The sequence below is a fragment of the Mycolicibacterium smegmatis genome (genome assembly GCF_001457595.1).
GTDB classification, from domain to species: Bacteria; Actinomycetota; Actinomycetes; order Mycobacteriales; family Mycobacteriaceae; genus Mycobacterium; species Mycobacterium smegmatis.
In genome coordinates this window covers 3,543,731-3,557,891 of the sequence record NZ_LN831039.1, presented here as the reverse complement: position 1 = coordinate 3,557,891, position 14,161 = coordinate 3,543,731, and the positions used below count along the sequence as shown (strand labels likewise).

The 14,161-nt window shown below is 65.9% G+C and carries 16 protein-coding genes; 10 read left to right on the top strand and 6 right to left on the bottom strand.

The genetic code is table 11. From position 1 onward, the window contains the following. Positions 1-36: 36 nt before the first annotated feature. The gene (locus tag AT701_RS17115) at positions 37-1,116 is read right to left on the bottom strand and encodes a D-2-hydroxyacid dehydrogenase (RefSeq protein ID WP_174519595.1); all 1,080 of its coding nucleotides are present in this window, start codon (positions 1,114-1,116) and stop codon (positions 37-39) included. 234 nt (positions 1,117-1,350) lie between these two features. Between AT701_RS17115 and AT701_RS17110 the strand changes: the two genes are divergently transcribed. The 5 genes from AT701_RS17110 (at position 1,351) to AT701_RS17090 (ending at position 5,968) form a co-directional block, all read left to right on the top strand. Continuing rightward, entirely contained in the window at positions 1,351-2,775 is a 1,425-nt protein-coding gene (locus AT701_RS17110) for an MFS transporter (RefSeq protein WP_011729053.1), read from the top strand. Further along, positions 2,772-3,542, top strand: a complete 771-nt coding sequence (locus tag AT701_RS17105) for an SDR family oxidoreductase (protein ID WP_011729052.1) — start codon at positions 2,772-2,774, stop codon at positions 3,540-3,542. Before AT701_RS17110 ends, AT701_RS17105 begins: the two co-directional genes overlap by 4 nt. A gap of 356 nt (positions 3,543-3,898) precedes the next feature. Beyond that, positions 3,899-4,861, top strand: coding sequence for a hypothetical protein (locus AT701_RS17100; RefSeq protein ID WP_011729051.1), 963 nt, complete (start codon positions 3,899-3,901; stop codon positions 4,859-4,861). A 91-nt stretch (positions 4,862-4,952) separates the two neighbouring features. Beyond that, positions 4,953-5,381 carry a type II toxin-antitoxin system Rv0910 family toxin gene (locus AT701_RS17095; protein ID WP_011729050.1) on the top strand — a complete coding sequence of 143 codons (429 nt, stop codon included), beginning with the start codon at positions 4,953-4,955 and terminating at the stop codon, positions 5,379-5,381. An 83-nt stretch (positions 5,382-5,464) separates the two neighbouring features. Beyond that, entirely contained in the window at positions 5,465-5,968 is a 504-nt protein-coding gene (locus tag AT701_RS17090; protein WP_011729049.1) for an SRPBCC family protein, read from the top strand. 24 nt (positions 5,969-5,992) lie between these two features. On the opposite strand, the gene AT701_RS17085 is transcribed toward AT701_RS17090, so the two are convergent. Both AT701_RS17085 and AT701_RS17080 read right to left on the bottom strand, forming a co-directional pair. After that, positions 5,993-6,859 (bottom strand): DMT family transporter, encoded by an 867-nt coding sequence (locus AT701_RS17085; protein WP_058126274.1) that lies wholly within the window; start codon positions 6,857-6,859, stop codon positions 5,993-5,995. A 122-nt stretch (positions 6,860-6,981) separates the two neighbouring features. Then, positions 6,982-7,491, bottom strand: coding sequence for a MarR family winged helix-turn-helix transcriptional regulator (locus tag AT701_RS17080; protein ID WP_014877695.1), 510 nt, complete (start codon positions 7,489-7,491; stop codon positions 6,982-6,984). 69 nt (positions 7,492-7,560) lie between these two features. Between AT701_RS17080 and AT701_RS17075 the strand changes: the two genes are divergently transcribed. After that, positions 7,561-8,676 (top strand): FUSC family protein, encoded by a 1,116-nt coding sequence (locus AT701_RS17075; RefSeq protein ID WP_058126273.1) that lies wholly within the window; start codon positions 7,561-7,563, stop codon positions 8,674-8,676. Between the two features lie 79 nt (positions 8,677-8,755). Here AT701_RS17075 and AT701_RS17070 read toward each other — a convergent pair whose 3' ends face one another. Beyond that, complete coding sequence (locus AT701_RS17070; protein ID WP_058126272.1) at positions 8,756-9,133, bottom strand: MerR family transcriptional regulator; 378 nt, start codon at positions 9,131-9,133, stop codon at positions 8,756-8,758. A gap of 52 nt (positions 9,134-9,185) precedes the next feature. Here AT701_RS17070 and AT701_RS17065 point away from each other — a divergent pair, with 52 nt between their 5' ends. Beyond that, a complete protein-coding gene (locus tag AT701_RS17065; protein WP_058126271.1) occupies positions 9,186-10,052 on the top strand; it encodes a polysaccharide deacetylase family protein in 867 nt (288 codons plus the stop codon). Between the two features lie 3 nt (positions 10,053-10,055). On the opposite strand, the gene AT701_RS17060 is transcribed toward AT701_RS17065, so the two are convergent. Next, positions 10,056-10,493 carry an MOSC domain-containing protein gene (locus AT701_RS17060; RefSeq protein WP_011729045.1) on the bottom strand — a complete coding sequence of 146 codons (438 nt, stop codon included), beginning with the start codon at positions 10,491-10,493 and terminating at the stop codon, positions 10,056-10,058. A gap of 127 nt (positions 10,494-10,620) precedes the next feature. Between AT701_RS17060 and AT701_RS17055 the strand changes: the two genes are divergently transcribed. Further along, positions 10,621-11,202 (top strand): TetR/AcrR family transcriptional regulator, encoded by a 582-nt coding sequence (locus AT701_RS17055; protein ID WP_011729044.1) that lies wholly within the window; start codon positions 10,621-10,623, stop codon positions 11,200-11,202. Between the two features lie 3 nt (positions 11,203-11,205). Continuing rightward, positions 11,206-12,159, top strand: coding sequence for a zinc-dependent alcohol dehydrogenase family protein (locus AT701_RS17050; protein WP_058126270.1), 954 nt, complete (start codon positions 11,206-11,208; stop codon positions 12,157-12,159). A gap of 120 nt (positions 12,160-12,279) precedes the next feature. Here the strand turns inward: AT701_RS17050 and AT701_RS17045 are convergent, their stop codons facing one another. Further along, positions 12,280-12,873, bottom strand: coding sequence for a CGNR zinc finger domain-containing protein (locus AT701_RS17045; RefSeq protein ID WP_058126269.1), 594 nt, complete (start codon positions 12,871-12,873; stop codon positions 12,280-12,282). A gap of 107 nt (positions 12,874-12,980) precedes the next feature. Between AT701_RS17045 and AT701_RS17040 the strand changes: the two genes are divergently transcribed. After that, positions 12,981-14,159 carry an epoxide hydrolase family protein gene (locus AT701_RS17040; RefSeq protein WP_058126268.1) on the top strand — a complete coding sequence of 393 codons (1,179 nt, stop codon included), beginning with the start codon at positions 12,981-12,983 and terminating at the stop codon, positions 14,157-14,159. The last annotated feature ends 2 nt before the right edge of the window (positions 14,160-14,161 follow it).

The window sequence follows — 14,161 nt, the reverse complement described above, 5'->3', positions numbered from 1 at the left end:
CCTGCGAGTTCGTCGGAAGCGGATCCTCGCACAGCCTCAGTAGAACTCGACGGTATCCACACGGTTGCGCATGGGGCTTCCGTCGAGGAAGCGGGTGGCGTTCTCGGCGAACAGGTCGGCGATGAGTCGATCCTCGGCGGAGTTCAACGCCGCGGTGTGCGGGCTTATCAGGACCTTTTCGTCACTCCACAACGGGCTTTCGGGCGCGAGCGGTTCGGCGGCGAACACGTCGAGCGCGGCGAATCCGACCTGGCCGTCTCGCAGGGCGTCGATCAGGGCCGGCTCGTCGATCACCGTGCCCCGGCCCAGGCTCACCAGAGTGAACCCGGGTTTGGCGGCGCGAAGAACCTTCGCGTTCACCATGTTCTCGGTGGCAGCAGTGCCGGGCAGGCTCACCACGATGCCGTCGACGTCGCGTACGGCGTCGACGAGATCATCCGGGTGGACGAGTTCGGCGACCCCCTCGACGGGTTCGCCCGAGCGACTGGTGCCCACGACCGTGACGCCCAGCGCAGCGAGCTTCCGCGCGATGACCCGGCCGATTCCGCCGAGTCCGACGAGCAGGATCCGCTGCTGGCTCAGCAGGCCCATCTCCCAACGGTCGGTCCACTTCCGCTCGCGCTGCTGACGCAGCAGCCGCGGAAGCGTCTTGGCGCCTGCGAGCAGACCGAACAATGCATATTCGGCCAGTGGTTCCGCGTGAACGCCGGCGGAGGTGGTGAACGTGATGCGGTTCAGTTCGTCCTCCTCGAGTTCGGCCGCCTTGATCTGACCGCCGCCACCCGCGGCCATCGTGTGCACCCACAACAGGTTCGGGTTGCTACGGACGGTGCGGCGCAGGGCGGCGGGCTGCTCGTCGGGCAAGCCGTAGAGCGCTTGAGCCGAGTCGACCAGCTGCTCGAATTGCCGCTGCTGGTCCGCGGTACGACGGAAAGCCGGATCGCCGGCATGGTCGCCGGCGAACCGCTGCGGGGGGAGCAGGGACTGGTCGCGGATGAAGTCGATACGTGGTTCTCTCGCCACGATCCGCTCGATCAGGTCCTCGCTGATCGGGGTCGAGGCGACCACCCGGAGTCGCTCGGGTCGCTGAGGTGTCGAATCAGTTGCCACGGGCATCCCTCTCTGTGATGATCTCGATCGTACGCGATGTTCGACAGACTGAACACTATGTAGCTATATCGAACAATCTCGGCAACATCAACGATGATATGGCTATCCTGTTCGAGGTATTGAACTGCGTTCTGATGCGGCGTATGTTGGCCATCACATCACGACGCGTCCCGCATATGGACCACATCGCGGCCCCTGGGCCCGCGTATCTGCCCGCGGAACCACCACCGGAGAACGAACATGGCTGATCAGCACCCGTCCGCCGAGGCCGCCCGCGGCAGCGACGATCCCGAGTACGCTCGCAACCTCAAACGGGCGACGCTGGCCGCATCGGTCGGCAGTGCGCTGGAGTACTACGACTTTGCGCTGTACTCGCTCGCATCGGCATTGATCTTCGGCGAGATCTTCTTTCCGGCGCTCGGAGCATCAGCGGGCACGGTCGCCAGCCTCGCGACGCTCGCGATCGGCTTCGTCGCGAGGCCGGTCGGAGGTCTTTTCTTCGGTGCCCTCGGTGACCGACTCGGCCGCAAGTGGGTTCTGATGCTCACGATCGCCCTCATGGGCGGGTCCAGCACGCTGATCGGAGTGCTGCCCACCGGTGAACAGGTGGGTGCGCTCGCGCCGATCCTTCTGGTGGTCCTGCGAATCGCACAGGGCTTCGGCGCCGGGGCCGAACAGGCCGGCGCCACCACGTTGATGGCGGAGTACTCCCCGGTGCGGCGCCGCGGTTTCTACTCGGCCCTCCCATTCGTCGGGATCATGCTCGGGACGTTGTTGGCCTCGGCGGTGTTCGTCGGTCTGGGCCAGGTGCCCGATGATGCGCTGCTCGGCTGGGTGTGGCGCATCCCGTTTCTGGCGTCCATCTTCCTCATCGGCGTTGCCGTGCTGATCCGGCTGCGGCTCAAGGAAAGTCCGACGTTCGTCACCCTCGAAAAGCGGGATCAGGTCAGCCAGAAGCCTTTCCGCGAGTTGCTGCAGTCGTCACGGCCCACCGTGTGGCGAGGTATTGGTCTGCGGATGGCGGAGAACGGCGGCTCGTACATCTATCAAACCCTGAGCATCACCTACGTGAGCGCGCTGGGCGTGCAGAAGTCCGTCGGTCCATTGGCGGTCGCGATCGGCGCGGTGATCGGCTTCTTCGTCATCCCGTTCGCAGGATCGCTGTCGGACAGATTCGGCCGCATGAGGGTCTACCGCGTAGGCGCGGTCATCCAGTTGGTACTCGCCGCCGTCGCATGGCCACTGCTGTCACTGGGCAACCCCGTGCTCACTGTCGTCGTCATCGCGATCGCATACGGTGTCGGTGTCAACGTGATGCTCGGTGCCCAATGCGCCGCACTGCCAGAGCTTTTCGGATCACGGCATCGGTACATCGGGGTCGCGGTCAGCCGCGAGTTCAGTGCCATCATCGCAGGCGGCATCGCTCCGTTCGTCGGTGCGCTCCTGCTCAGCTGGTTCAACAATTCGTGGGTTCCGCTGGCGGCCTACGTCATCATCTTGACGCTTATCACCCTCTACGCGACATTGCGCACGCCCGAGACCCGAGCACGCGACCTCACCTTGCTGACCAACGCCGACGGCGACAGCGAGTCCGAGATCGCCGCCCGCCCAGAGCCTTTGGCGCAGTCCTACCGCAACGATGCCGCCGCGGTCGTGGGACGGTGACCGGCCTGTTCGACCTGACCGGGCGGCTCGCGGTCGTCACGGGCTCGAGCCGGGGGATCGGTCTGGCCATCGCCGCGGGGCTGGCCGAGGCCGGTGCGCGTGTGGTGCTCAACGGTGTCGACGGACCCCGTCTCGAACACACGTGTGACGGTCTGCGCGAGAAGTTCGGCACGGACGCCGTGTACGCCGCGCGATTCGACGTGACGGATCCCGACGAGGTGTCATCCGCCATCGATGACATCGAACAGCGCATCGGGCCCATCGAGGTGCTGGTCAACAACGCCGGCCTGCAGCATCGTGAACCCCTGCTCGAGGTGAGCCTGGCGAATTGGCAGCGCGTGATCGACGTGGACCTCACCAGCGCATTTCTGGTGGGACGTGAGGTTGCGCGACACCAGCTGGCCCGCGGATCGGGAAAGATCATCAACATCTGTTCGGTGCAAACAGATCTCGCGCGACCCTCGATCGCGGCCTACACCGCCGCGAAGGGCGGCCTGCGCAACCTCACCCGCGCGATGACGGCCGAATGGGCAGGCGGCGGCTTGCAGATCAACGGCTTGGCCCCCGGGTACATCCACACCGAGATGACCCAGGCTCTCGTCGACGATACGTCGTTCAACAACTGGATTCTGGGCCGTACGCCGGCGGGGAGGTGGGGGACGGTCGACGATCTCGTCGGGCCCGCGATCTTCCTCGCCTCGCCGGCATCTGCCTATGTGAATGGGCAGGTGCTGTTCGTCGACGGGGGCATGACGGCCGTCGTGTGATCGCCCAACGGTACCGGTAGGGCAACCGCGCGCCTCTGGCGCGCCGAATCGCCTCATACGAGAAGGAATCCATCGCAACGGCGAAACGACAGGCCGACCGTCGCACCGTTCCCACTGCCGAGGACATGATGTCCCCGCTGAAAACTGATCTCGCGTCGTTCCAGTCGCCCGGTCCCGAACGCCGTCTCGCTCCCCGTGGCCGGCCCTTGCCGCACGGACGTTTCCCTGGCTCGCCGGTGTGACGTAGGTCATGGTGAGCGGCGGCCGTTTCCCGAGTCGGTTGCGCGCACATCGGGTATCCGGAGGATCAGGTGCACCCAGCGCCGACAAATCCGTCAACGCAGAGGGGCAGATTCATGACCACCGCAGATACCACCAAGTTGCTCGCGCAGTTGCGCGCAGTTCTCGACCTCACCAACACCGAAATCCAGGTCGCCGAGACCCGGGTGGCCCAGGCCCGCACCGAGGCGGTCCGCCGCGAACTCAGCGAGAACGCCGCCAACGGCCGTGATCGCGCAGCGGCGATCGAGGAGGCCATCCGCGACCTGGGCGGCTACCCGGACGTCGTCGGCCCGTTCTTCGGGCGTGCCGCCGCCGCGGTGAAGGCGCTCACCGAGCAGGCCGCGCCCTTCGACGAGGCGCTGCTCGGTGATCTGGCGCTCGAAGACCAGCTCCTCGACCGCTCCCGCTACATCAAGGCGCTGGCGGTTGCCGCCAAGCAACCCGACGTGGTCCGGCTCGCCGACCGGTTGATCGAAGCGCACTCGGCGACAGTCGACTGGCTGACCACCGTGCTCGCCGAGGATGCCCTGGGTGGGCCGGCCGCGCTGCGCCGGACACCCGTCCAGGCTGCGGTCGGCTTGGCTGTGCGGGCGGCGAACCTGCCGGCCCAGTGGTCGACCCGGGGCATCGATCGTGCCGTCGAGAGCATCCGGAGCATTCGTCCCACGTTCGACCAGTTCATCGACCGTGGTGCGTACGCCGGCGAACTCGCAGGCCGGGTCCTCACCGGGTCCCGTGATGCGGCGCTGACTGCCGCGGAGAACATCACCCGCCGCGACGGCGCAGACAAGACGGCCGACGCGCTGCGCAGCCTGCGGACCGCGGCCGGTGCCCTCGATCCGGCTGAGCTCCCGATCCCGGATTACGATGAGCGCACGGTCCAGGACGCGATCTCGGCCATCAAGGATCTGACCGATCCCGGTGACATCCGCACCATCGTCGCGTGGGAAGAGGCCCACAAGAACCGCCAGCGCGTCGTCTCGGCGGCGCAGACCCGGCTCGCAGCCATCGCCCAGGAAGTCGTCGGCATCGGCTGACCGGCCAGCTTCGGTGGGGTTCGCAGGATATTGCTGCGGACCCCGCCGCATACCAGGATCGTTTGAACACTACGGAGAGCGCGGAGACGACATGGCGAAGGTCGAGGTGCAGGTCGCCTCACAGATGACACCTGAGCAGGCCTGGAAATTGGCATCTGATCTCGGGCGGTTCGACGAGTGGCTGACCATCTTCGGCGGGTGGCGAAGCGCCGTCCCCGACATCATCGAGGTGGGGACACGCGTCTCTGCGCTGATCAAGGTGAAGGGCTTCCGCAACGTCATCCACTGGGAGGTCACCCAGTACGACGAGCCGCGGCGGATCGAGATGCGCGGGCACGGGCGCGGAGGCGTTCGCATCGCGCTGATGATGACAGTGGGCGAAGATCCTGCCGGATCGTGCTTCCACCTTGTGGCCGACCTCTCGGGCGGGCTGCTCAGCGGACCGGTGGGATCTCTCGTCGCGAAGGTACTCACCTCCGACGTCCGCAAATCGGTGCAGAACCTCGCGGCCCTGCACTGACTCTTCACCTTGTGTCGCAACGCTTTCGACACCGCAGTGCGCGCACGCGATGAATTTTCCCTGCCTTTGCGGTCAGTACCGACATGAGCAATGACATCATGACGGCAGAGCGCATCGTCGATGCGCCGGCCGCAACCGTATTCGGCGTACTCGCTGATCCCACGGCGCACCACGCGATCGACGGAACCGGCTGGGTGCGGGAATCCCTCGACAGCGCAAAGCTGACCACGGTAGGGCAGATCTTCCGAATGGCGATGTACCACCGGAATTTCGGGGGCATGCACTACACGGTCGCCAACCGGGTCGAGGTGTTCGATCCGCCGATTGCGATCGCATGGCTGCCCGGCGAGGACACCGACGACGGAACCCTCAAGTTCGGGGGTTGGTCCTGGCGCTACGACCTCGAGTCTCTCGCCCCCGCCCGCACGAGGATCACCCTGACATACGACTGGTCAGCGGTGCCGGACGCCATCCGGCAGCACATCGGCTTCCCTCCGTTCGATCCTCAGCACCTGGACAACTCGCTCAAGCATCTGGCCGGCTTGGCAGAGAAGGGTTCAGCCGAGGTCGACGTTTCCTCCGGGTAGGGCAGGTAACCCTGCGACATCACCTCAAACGGCGAGCAGGACCGTCGCCGCCGCAGCCGCTAGAAGACCTGCGCTCTGTTGACGGGTGAGATGTTCGCGTAACACCGTGACGCCGAGGAGAACCGGTATCACCGGATACATCGACGACAGCACCACGGCGATGGCGGCAAGTTGGTGACGTGTGGCGATCGCGTACGCGGCGAGGGCCGCCGCCGCCAGGACGCCTGCCGATGTTGCCAGCACTCCCGAGGCCATCGTTGTCCGAAGCGGCGATCGATCGTGCTCGTCCTTCAGATGACGCATGACAAAGATCGCCATGACGATCAGGACGAGGACTGCGCTGACGCGTCCAGCCGCAACCGGCCACAAGCCGGACGCCGCTGACGCGTGCGCGAGAGCCAGGTATTGCACAGCGATTCCGACGCCCGCGACCAGACCGTCACCGACACCAGATCCCTTGAGCCCTTCGGCGTTCCGGCTCTGCCGCCCGGCCACCAACCACAGCGCCGGAACGGCGACCACGATGCCGAGCCAGGCGAGCAGCGACGGCCGTTGCCCCTCGACGACGACTCCGAACAGCACGGGAATCGACACACCCGTCACCGCGCTGACCGGGACGATCACACTCATCGCGCCACGGCTGAGCCCACGGAACAGAAACGCCATGCCCACCGCTGTTCCGAAGCCGGACAGCGCGCCCCACCACAGATCGCTGCGCGGTATCGATTCGGCGCCGATCATCAGACCGGCCAGGGCAGACGCGATCAGCCCGGCGCACTGGCCGAGCAGGGCAACAACGACGAAGTGGGACCGCCGCGACGCCAGACCGCCGACAAAATCGGACATGCCGTACAGCACCGCCGAGCCCAGTCCGAAGAGCCAACCGATCATGGTGTGGATCCAGGCACGATGCGGACAACTCTACGAACTCCCGGGCGTCGGTGTGAAGTGCTCGGATCGCGGCCGATTGCGACCGTTCCGGGCATGCATATGGCCGGCCATGATGTCCACGGTCAATCACCCAGTGCGGCACAGACTTTCCGAAGCAGGCCGGAAAGTGTCTCGCGTTCGGCCGGAGTGAGGCCCGCGATGAGTTGAGCGTCACCGGCGATGCGACGGGGCATCTCGTCGTCGACGACGGCACGTCCGGCGTCAGTGGGCGCGAGCAGGACCACCCGCCCGTCGCGCTCCGACTTCTGTCGCACCACAAGGCCGCGGCCGACCAGACTGTCGGCAATCTTGGTGATCGATGCACCGCTCAGCATGGTCGTGGAGACGACCTCACTGGCCCGCAGTGGTCGTCCGGCCCGCGCCAGCGCGCTCAGCACGCTGAACTCCGAACGGTTGACACCGTGCCGTGCGAGGTCGAGATCGAGTCGGTGGTTGCAGATCGACGCGATCCGCTGCACGCGGCCGAGGACTTCGATGGGTGAGGTGTCGAGGTGGGGATACGTCTTAGCCCACTCGTGACGGACGTGGTCGACGGTGTCGGTGAGCATAACGTCGTCCGCTGCGTCGTCCATCGGTCCAGGTTAGCCAGAACTATTTCAGAAGTAAAACAGTGATAAAGTTTCCCGGTGCTTGCTTCCCCTGTGACCCGACGCCTCCCCCACGGCTATGTCGCCCTGGCGCACGCCGTGACACCGAAGGGTTGGCGCGGAGTTCTTCGCGGCGATTTCCGCAAAGCCGGCCTGGCCGTTCCGTTGCGCGTCGGCGTCGCGGTGACGCTGGTGTTCGTCGCCGGGGGAGTGTTCGGCCACCGCGACGTCGCGGGATTCGCGGCGCTGGGAGCGCTGGTCTCGGCGTTCTGCCGACCGGATCCCTATCCGGTGCGCGCGGGCCGTCTCGCCGTGCTCGGGATCGGCATCACCGCAGCCATTGGCATCGGTGCCGTGCTGGGGGCCACCGGCAGCGGCGTCGTCGTATCGACGCTGGTGATCTCGCTACTGGCCGGTGCCGCGGCATATCTCATGTGGGCGCTGCACATCGTCGGCCCGGGGGCAGTGGTGTTCGTGTTCGGCGCGGTCGGCGGGCAGGCTTTCGCCCACGACGCGGGCGACGTCGTTCGGGCGGTCACGGTGACGGCCGCCGGCGCAGTGTTGGGTGCTGTCGCGGCACTGGCTCCCTGGCTGCTCCAGAAGTTGCGCCGGGCAGACGGGACAACTCAACCGGAGACGGCGCGGCGCGAACCGCTGCGGGTCACGCTCACACGAGCACCGCACCGCGCGCTACTGGCCCGAAGCGCGCGGATCACGGTGGCGGGAGCGGTCGCCGCTGCGGCCGCGATGGGACTCGGCCTGGATCATCCGATGTGGGCTGCCATGGGCGCCGTGGCTGCCATGCAGGGTGTCGGTTACCACGTCACCGTGCACCGCGGTGTGCAACGGTTGCTGGGCAATGTAGGTGGCGGAGTGCTGGCCGCAGGGCTGTTGGCGCTGCCGTTGGGCTACTGGGGCGCCGTGGTGGCGATCATCGTGTTCCAGGTCGCGGCAGAGGTCGCGTCCACCGTGAACTACGCGTTGACGTCGCTGGCGGTGACGCCGATGGCGTTGCTGCTCACCGGGCTTGGCTCGGGGTTGGCCCCGGGTGCGGCGGTTGATCGCGTCTTTGACACAGCGGTCGGCATCGTGGTGGGCATCGGCGTCGCAGCGATCACGATCAGCGGCGCCGAGGTCGAGCATCTGCGTCGAGGCGCTGCCGCGGTATAGCGGTCCGACGCCAGGATTTCACTGGGCGGCGCAGTCGGGACCAACGTGGTGACTGAACTCTGCATGCCGCCCGGGCGGGTCACTCGCGATCGGTGGGAATCGGCACAGACGCGTTCGCGATGACCCCGTCGAGCACCTCTCGCGAGGCTGCGAGCTCACGTATCGACTTCTCCAACCGATCGCGCTCGGAGGTCAGCACCGTGAGCAGCTGTGGTGTTGCCTGCGGTGAAGGAGCCCCGTCGCTGTCGCGCATACACGGCAGCAGTGACGCGATGGTGCGGCTGTTGAGGCCGGCGGCGTAGAGCTCCTGGATGTGGATGACGCGGTCGACGGCGGCGTCGGGGTAATCCCGGTGACCGCTCGGGGTGCGGTCAGAGACCAGCAGATTCTGCTGCTCGTAGTAGCGCAGGGACCGCTCGCTCACGCCGGTGCGGCCGGCCAGTTCACCGATTCGCATATAGAGGTTATAGCTTGACCCTGACATTGGTGTCAGCCCCTACCGTGCGGACATGACGCTCTCACGACCCCCTTTCGAGTACAGCCCCATCACCGAACGAGCGCCGCTGCGGTGGCCGAACGATGCACGCGTGGCCGTGTACACCGGGTTGAACGTCGAGCACTTCCTGCCCGACCACCCCTCGACGAGCATCTGGGAGGGAACGGCTGAACTGCGTCCCGACGCGCTGAATCACGGCTGGCGCGATTACGGTGCGCGCGTGGGTATCTGGCGGATGATCGAAAGCCTCGACCGGCACGGGATCCGGCCCAGCGTCCTGCTGAACTCCATGGTCGTCGACGAGTACCCGCAGATCGTGGCCGCCGGTGTGCAGCGCGACTGGACCTGGCTTGCGCACGGACAGACCAACTCGATCCTGCACACCGGCATGTCCGTCGATGACGAGCGCCTGGTGCTCGCCGAAACCACCAAGACGATTATGGCGGCGACCGGCCGTCAGCCTCGCGGCTGGATGGGTCCCGGTCTGACCGAGACCCACCACACTCCGGAGTTGTTGGCGGAATTGGGGTTTGAGTACGTGCTCGACTGGACGAACGACGACCAGCCCTACCCGCTGACCGTGCCCGGCATGCTCAGCGTGCCGTACACCGTGGAACTCAACGATCTGTTGATCTTCAGCAAGGGGATCACCGGACCGGAGTTCGTGCAGATGGTCCGCGATCAGTACGAGCAACTGCACGCCGACTCCGCGACCGGTGGACGCGTACTGGCGCTTGCGCTACACCCTTTCGTGATCGGCCAGCCGTTCCGGCACAAGTACCTCGATCAGGCGCTGGGCTTTCTGGCCGGCCAGCCCGACGTGTGGCTGACCACCAGTGACGACATCGCCAGGCATTATCGCGAGCAGACCGCAGGCTGAAAATCAGCCGGCAACAGGCACTTCCACCTCGTCACCGACGCGAATCGGGCCCGAGGTCAGCAACCGGAACACGGTGCCTCCGCGGTTGTGCATCGCGCGTGCCGCACCAGGTGCGATCCAGTCGTCCAGAAGCCGGCAGGGAGCGGCGATACGCACCACCTCGAGTTCGACGTCGCCGATCCGGATCCGGGCACCCGGCTTGGTGGGCAGGGGACCGGCGTCGACGGTGAGGTTGCGCCTGGTGGCGCCGGAGTCGACATCGCGCCCGAGATCGGCCGCCGCGTGATCCAGCAGTTCACGTGACTGGATGGTGACGTGCCGGTGTTTGGCCCCGTGATAACGGTCGCCGACCAGTCCCTTGCCCGCTTCGGCCCGGACCTCCTGGACCGAACGAGTCGGCACCTTGCGTCCGGGCGCGATGTGGATGGCGACGATTTGCACGATGAGCCAGTGTAGGCCGGTCGCGCTTGCCCGCAAGGGGATGGGACGGCGGGGAATAGGCACGTGGGTGCCGTGGTTATGTTCCGGTGCGGTACGGAATGTAACGGCGGTATCGAAAGGGGGCGCCATGGCCCGACCTCGCGATGACAGCATCACCGAGGCCGTTGTCGACGCGACGCGACAACTGTGCGGTGAGATCGGGTACCGCAATCTGACGATGGAGGCACTCGCCGCGAGAGCAGGGACCACGAAGCCGGCGATCCGCCGGCGTTGGCCGTCACTGAGGCACGTCGTCGTGGATGCGATGACTCGGGACAACGTGTCGATGGCTGTGCCGGACACCGGTTCAACGCGTTCGGACCTCATCGTTCTGGTCGAGGAGCTACGCGTCTCGATGGGCGATGTCATGCTCGGCCGGATCCTGCCCGCCCTGGTCGTCGATCTCTCTGACGACGGTGATCTGAGACGTCGGTTCCTGGATTCGGTGTGGCGTCCGCGCCGCGAACGGGCCGACCGAATCCTGCGTCGCGGCGTCGAACGCGGTGAGTTGCGGGCCGATCTCGACTTCGAGCTCGCCCAAGACCTCTTGGCGGCGACCGTGATCTACCGATTCCTGTTCGCGCACGCAGACCTGGATCCGGCGCTCAGCGAACACATCGTCGACTACGTGCTGCGCGGAATCGCCGCCGGCCCAACAGAAAGTAGCTGAAGAGTGAAAGCAATATCTGTCGAGCAGTTCGGTGGCCCCGATGTTCTCGAACTGTCGGAAGTTCCCGACCCCCGACCCGCTCCCGGTGAAGTGCTCATCAGTATCGAGGCCTCCGGCGTCGGATATGTCGATGTCATGGCGCGCGAGGGGCACTACCACGCCTTCACTGAGGCCGGTTTCGTTCCCGGACTCGAAATCGCCGGCGTGGTGAGCGAACTCGGCGACGGCGTGGACGCGGGGTGGCTCGGTCGACGGGTTCTCGCAATGCCGATGACGGGTGGCGGATACGCCGAATATGTTGCGGTGTCCTCCGATCAGCTCATCCCGCTTCCCGACGGTGTCTCCGCGCGTTCTGCCGTCGCGCTCGGGATGAACGCGCTGGTGGCCAAAATCGCGGTCGAACGGATGGGGTCGGCCCCCGGAGAATCGGTGTACGTCCGCGGGGCCGGCGGTGGTATCGGCATCATGGCCGTGCAGATCTGCAACGCGCGCGGAGCGCATGTCACGGCGACCACGTCATCGGCTCTTCGCGGCGAACGGCTGCGTGCGCTGGGTGCCGAACACGTCGTCGATCGCCACGCATCGGGCGAATCCGATTCGCGGTCCTACGATCTGATCGTGGACACCGTGGCCGGCCCGCAACTGGGATCGTACGTCGCCAAACTCAAACCGAACGGCCGATACATCCTGTGTGGTGGGGTCGGCGGTGCACCTGCGGAAGATTTCGGTCGAGTGCTGCTCGAAAACTTCCACCGTTCGCCGACGTTCTCGGCGTTCAGCCTGAACTCTGTCGAGAACCCGGCCATCGTCACCGCGGGCACCGAACTGTTCGCAGGCGCAGACCGAGGTGCGATCACACCGGTTGTCCACTGCGAGTTGCCGCTGGCCGATGCCGCTTCGGCCCACGCCGAACTCGAGGCGGGGCGGGTGTTCGGCAAAGTGGTACTGATTCCATAGGATCCCACGGGATGAGACCGTCGCCAGATCTGCTGCCAGATGGAACTGCCGGCTGGGCGCCGGTCACGGCAGGGGAGTCGGGAGCAGCCGTGCTCCGCGATCACAGCGGACAGCGTGCTTCTACCTGCTACTCGATCCTTTGACCTGGCCCCGCTCCGAGTTGCGGTTCTTGCGCTGATTCGCGATGAAGCGAGCCTTCTTCTGGCGGTTACCGCATGTGTTCATCTCGCACCATTTCCGGGTACGGCTCTGACTGGTGTCGAAGAACGCCGCGCGACAGGTCGGCGATGCGCACAGAGCCAACCTCCCATCGCGTTCACCCGCGAGGATGTCGATCGCATCGCCGGCAATCACGCTGAGGGCATCTTCGACCGAGTTGAGGCGCCATTTCCGTCTGCCGTCCTCCGTGAGGATCGCGGCCGCGCGGCCCTGCATGGTGCAGTCGTTGATCACCTGGCGGGCTGAGGCCGGAACGGGATCTCCATTCGCAGTGGCCGTCGCAGCCGCATGAATGGATTCCCTCAGCTCCCTGGCACGTTCGAGTTGGGCGGGCGTACACGAATCGACTGCGAGGCCGCTCACGGTCAACCAATCGGCGAGACGTTGCGGGGTGGGGATGCGTTCGACGGAATCGCCCTGACGTTCGGTCAGGGTCGCGGTGAAGCTTGTCGCGAGCACGCTGCCGAGGCGGAATTCGGGATACTCGCCGGACACGGAACCACCTTAGCAGGTTGCCCCTCTGGGCGGACGATGGTAGAACCGGCTTAGGCGGTTCTCGTGTTGTGGCCGTCGACCGACAACCCGAGGGGGTGCGCGGACACATGGCCGCTCCGAACGTCGATATCCGCGAATTCGTGATCCACGAAACCGACGCCGAACTGAATGATCTGCGCATGCGGCTCGCCGCGGCGCGCCTGCCCGAAACCGAGACCGTCTACCGCGACAGACCGGACCCACGGCGATGGGACCAGGGTGTTCCCCTCGCCGACCTTGTCGAGGTGGCGCATTACTGGCGCACCAGGTACGACTGGCGGAAGTTCGAAGCGCGGTTGAACGAGATCGGCCAATTCCGCACCACCATCGACAATTTAGGGATCCACTTCCTACACCGGCGATCGACGCGCACTGACGCCACGCCGCTGATCATGACGCACGGGTGGCCGGGCAGCGTCGCCGAATTCGTCGATGTGATAGACGAATTGGCGGATCCAGAGGACCCAGCCGCTCCGGCGTTCCATGTCGTCGCGCCGTCGCTACCCGGGTTCGGTTACAGCGACAAGCCATCCACCACCGGTTGGGGCACCGAAAAGATCGCAGCCGCTTGGGTGCAACTCATGGACAGGCTCGGCTATGACAGGTTCCTCGCCCACGGCGGCGACTGGGGTGGCAACATCACCACGGTCCTCGGAGGCCGATTTCCCGACCACGTCCTCGGAATCCACTCGACGTTCGCCGAGGCGCCGCCAGGGCTGTCCACCGACGGACTGACCGAAACCCAGCGCAGGTGGACCGAGGAGACCCACGATTTCTGGGGCCGCCGCGCAGCCTACGCCAAACAACAGGCCACTCGACCGCAAACCATCGGCTATTCGCTCGTGGACTCACCGGTCGGGCTCCTCGCCTGGATCCTCGACAAGTTTGCCGACTGGTCGGACACCGAAGACAGCCCGTTCGAGGCCATCTCACGAGATCGCATCCTCGACGACGTCACCCTGTACTGGCTGACCCGTACCGGAGCGTCGGCGGCGCGCATCTACTACGAAAGCCACAACTCCCTGGACCCCGAACTCCGGGTCGACGTCCCATCTGCCATCACCATGTACCCGCGTGACATCGAGAAATCCCCGCGCCCCTGGGCGCAGGAGCGGTACCGGCAGATGGTGCGGTGGAACTCGCCCGATCGCGGAGGGCACTTTCCGTCACTGGAGGTCCCCGAATTCTTCGTCAAAGATCTGCAGGAAGGTCTGAGCGCCGTGCTTTCCGCATGCGCCGTCCGATGATG

Excerpts from the sequence above, each read along its gene's own strand:
- AT701_RS17115 (WP_174519595.1), bottom strand. The coding sequence starts at position 1,116 with ATGCCCGTGGCAACTGATTCGACACCTCAGCGACCCGAGCGACTCCGG.
- AT701_RS17110 (WP_011729053.1), top strand. The coding sequence starts at position 1,351 with ATGGCTGATCAGCACCCGTCCGCCGAGGCCGCCCGCGGCAGCGACGAT.
- AT701_RS17100 (WP_011729051.1), top strand. The coding sequence starts at position 3,899 with ATGACCACCGCAGATACCACCAAGTTGCTCGCGCAGTTGCGCGCAGTT.
- AT701_RS17095 (WP_011729050.1), top strand. The coding sequence starts at position 4,953 with ATGGCGAAGGTCGAGGTGCAGGTCGCCTCACAGATGACACCTGAGCAG.
- AT701_RS17090 (WP_011729049.1), top strand. The coding sequence starts at position 5,465 with ATGAGCAATGACATCATGACGGCAGAGCGCATCGTCGATGCGCCGGCC.
- AT701_RS17085 (WP_058126274.1), bottom strand. The coding sequence starts at position 6,859 with ATGATCGGTTGGCTCTTCGGACTGGGCTCGGCGGTGCTGTACGGCATG.
- AT701_RS17080 (WP_014877695.1), bottom strand. The coding sequence starts at position 7,491 with ATGGACGACGCAGCGGACGACGTTATGCTCACCGACACCGTCGACCAC.
- AT701_RS17070 (WP_058126272.1), bottom strand. The coding sequence starts at position 9,133 with ATGCGAATCGGTGAACTGGCCGGCCGCACCGGCGTGAGCGAGCGGTCC.
- AT701_RS17065 (WP_058126271.1), top strand. The coding sequence starts at position 9,186 with ATGACGCTCTCACGACCCCCTTTCGAGTACAGCCCCATCACCGAACGA.
- AT701_RS17055 (WP_011729044.1), top strand. The coding sequence starts at position 10,621 with ATGGCCCGACCTCGCGATGACAGCATCACCGAGGCCGTTGTCGACGCG.
- AT701_RS17040 (WP_058126268.1), top strand. The coding sequence starts at position 12,981 with ATGGCCGCTCCGAACGTCGATATCCGCGAATTCGTGATCCACGAAACC.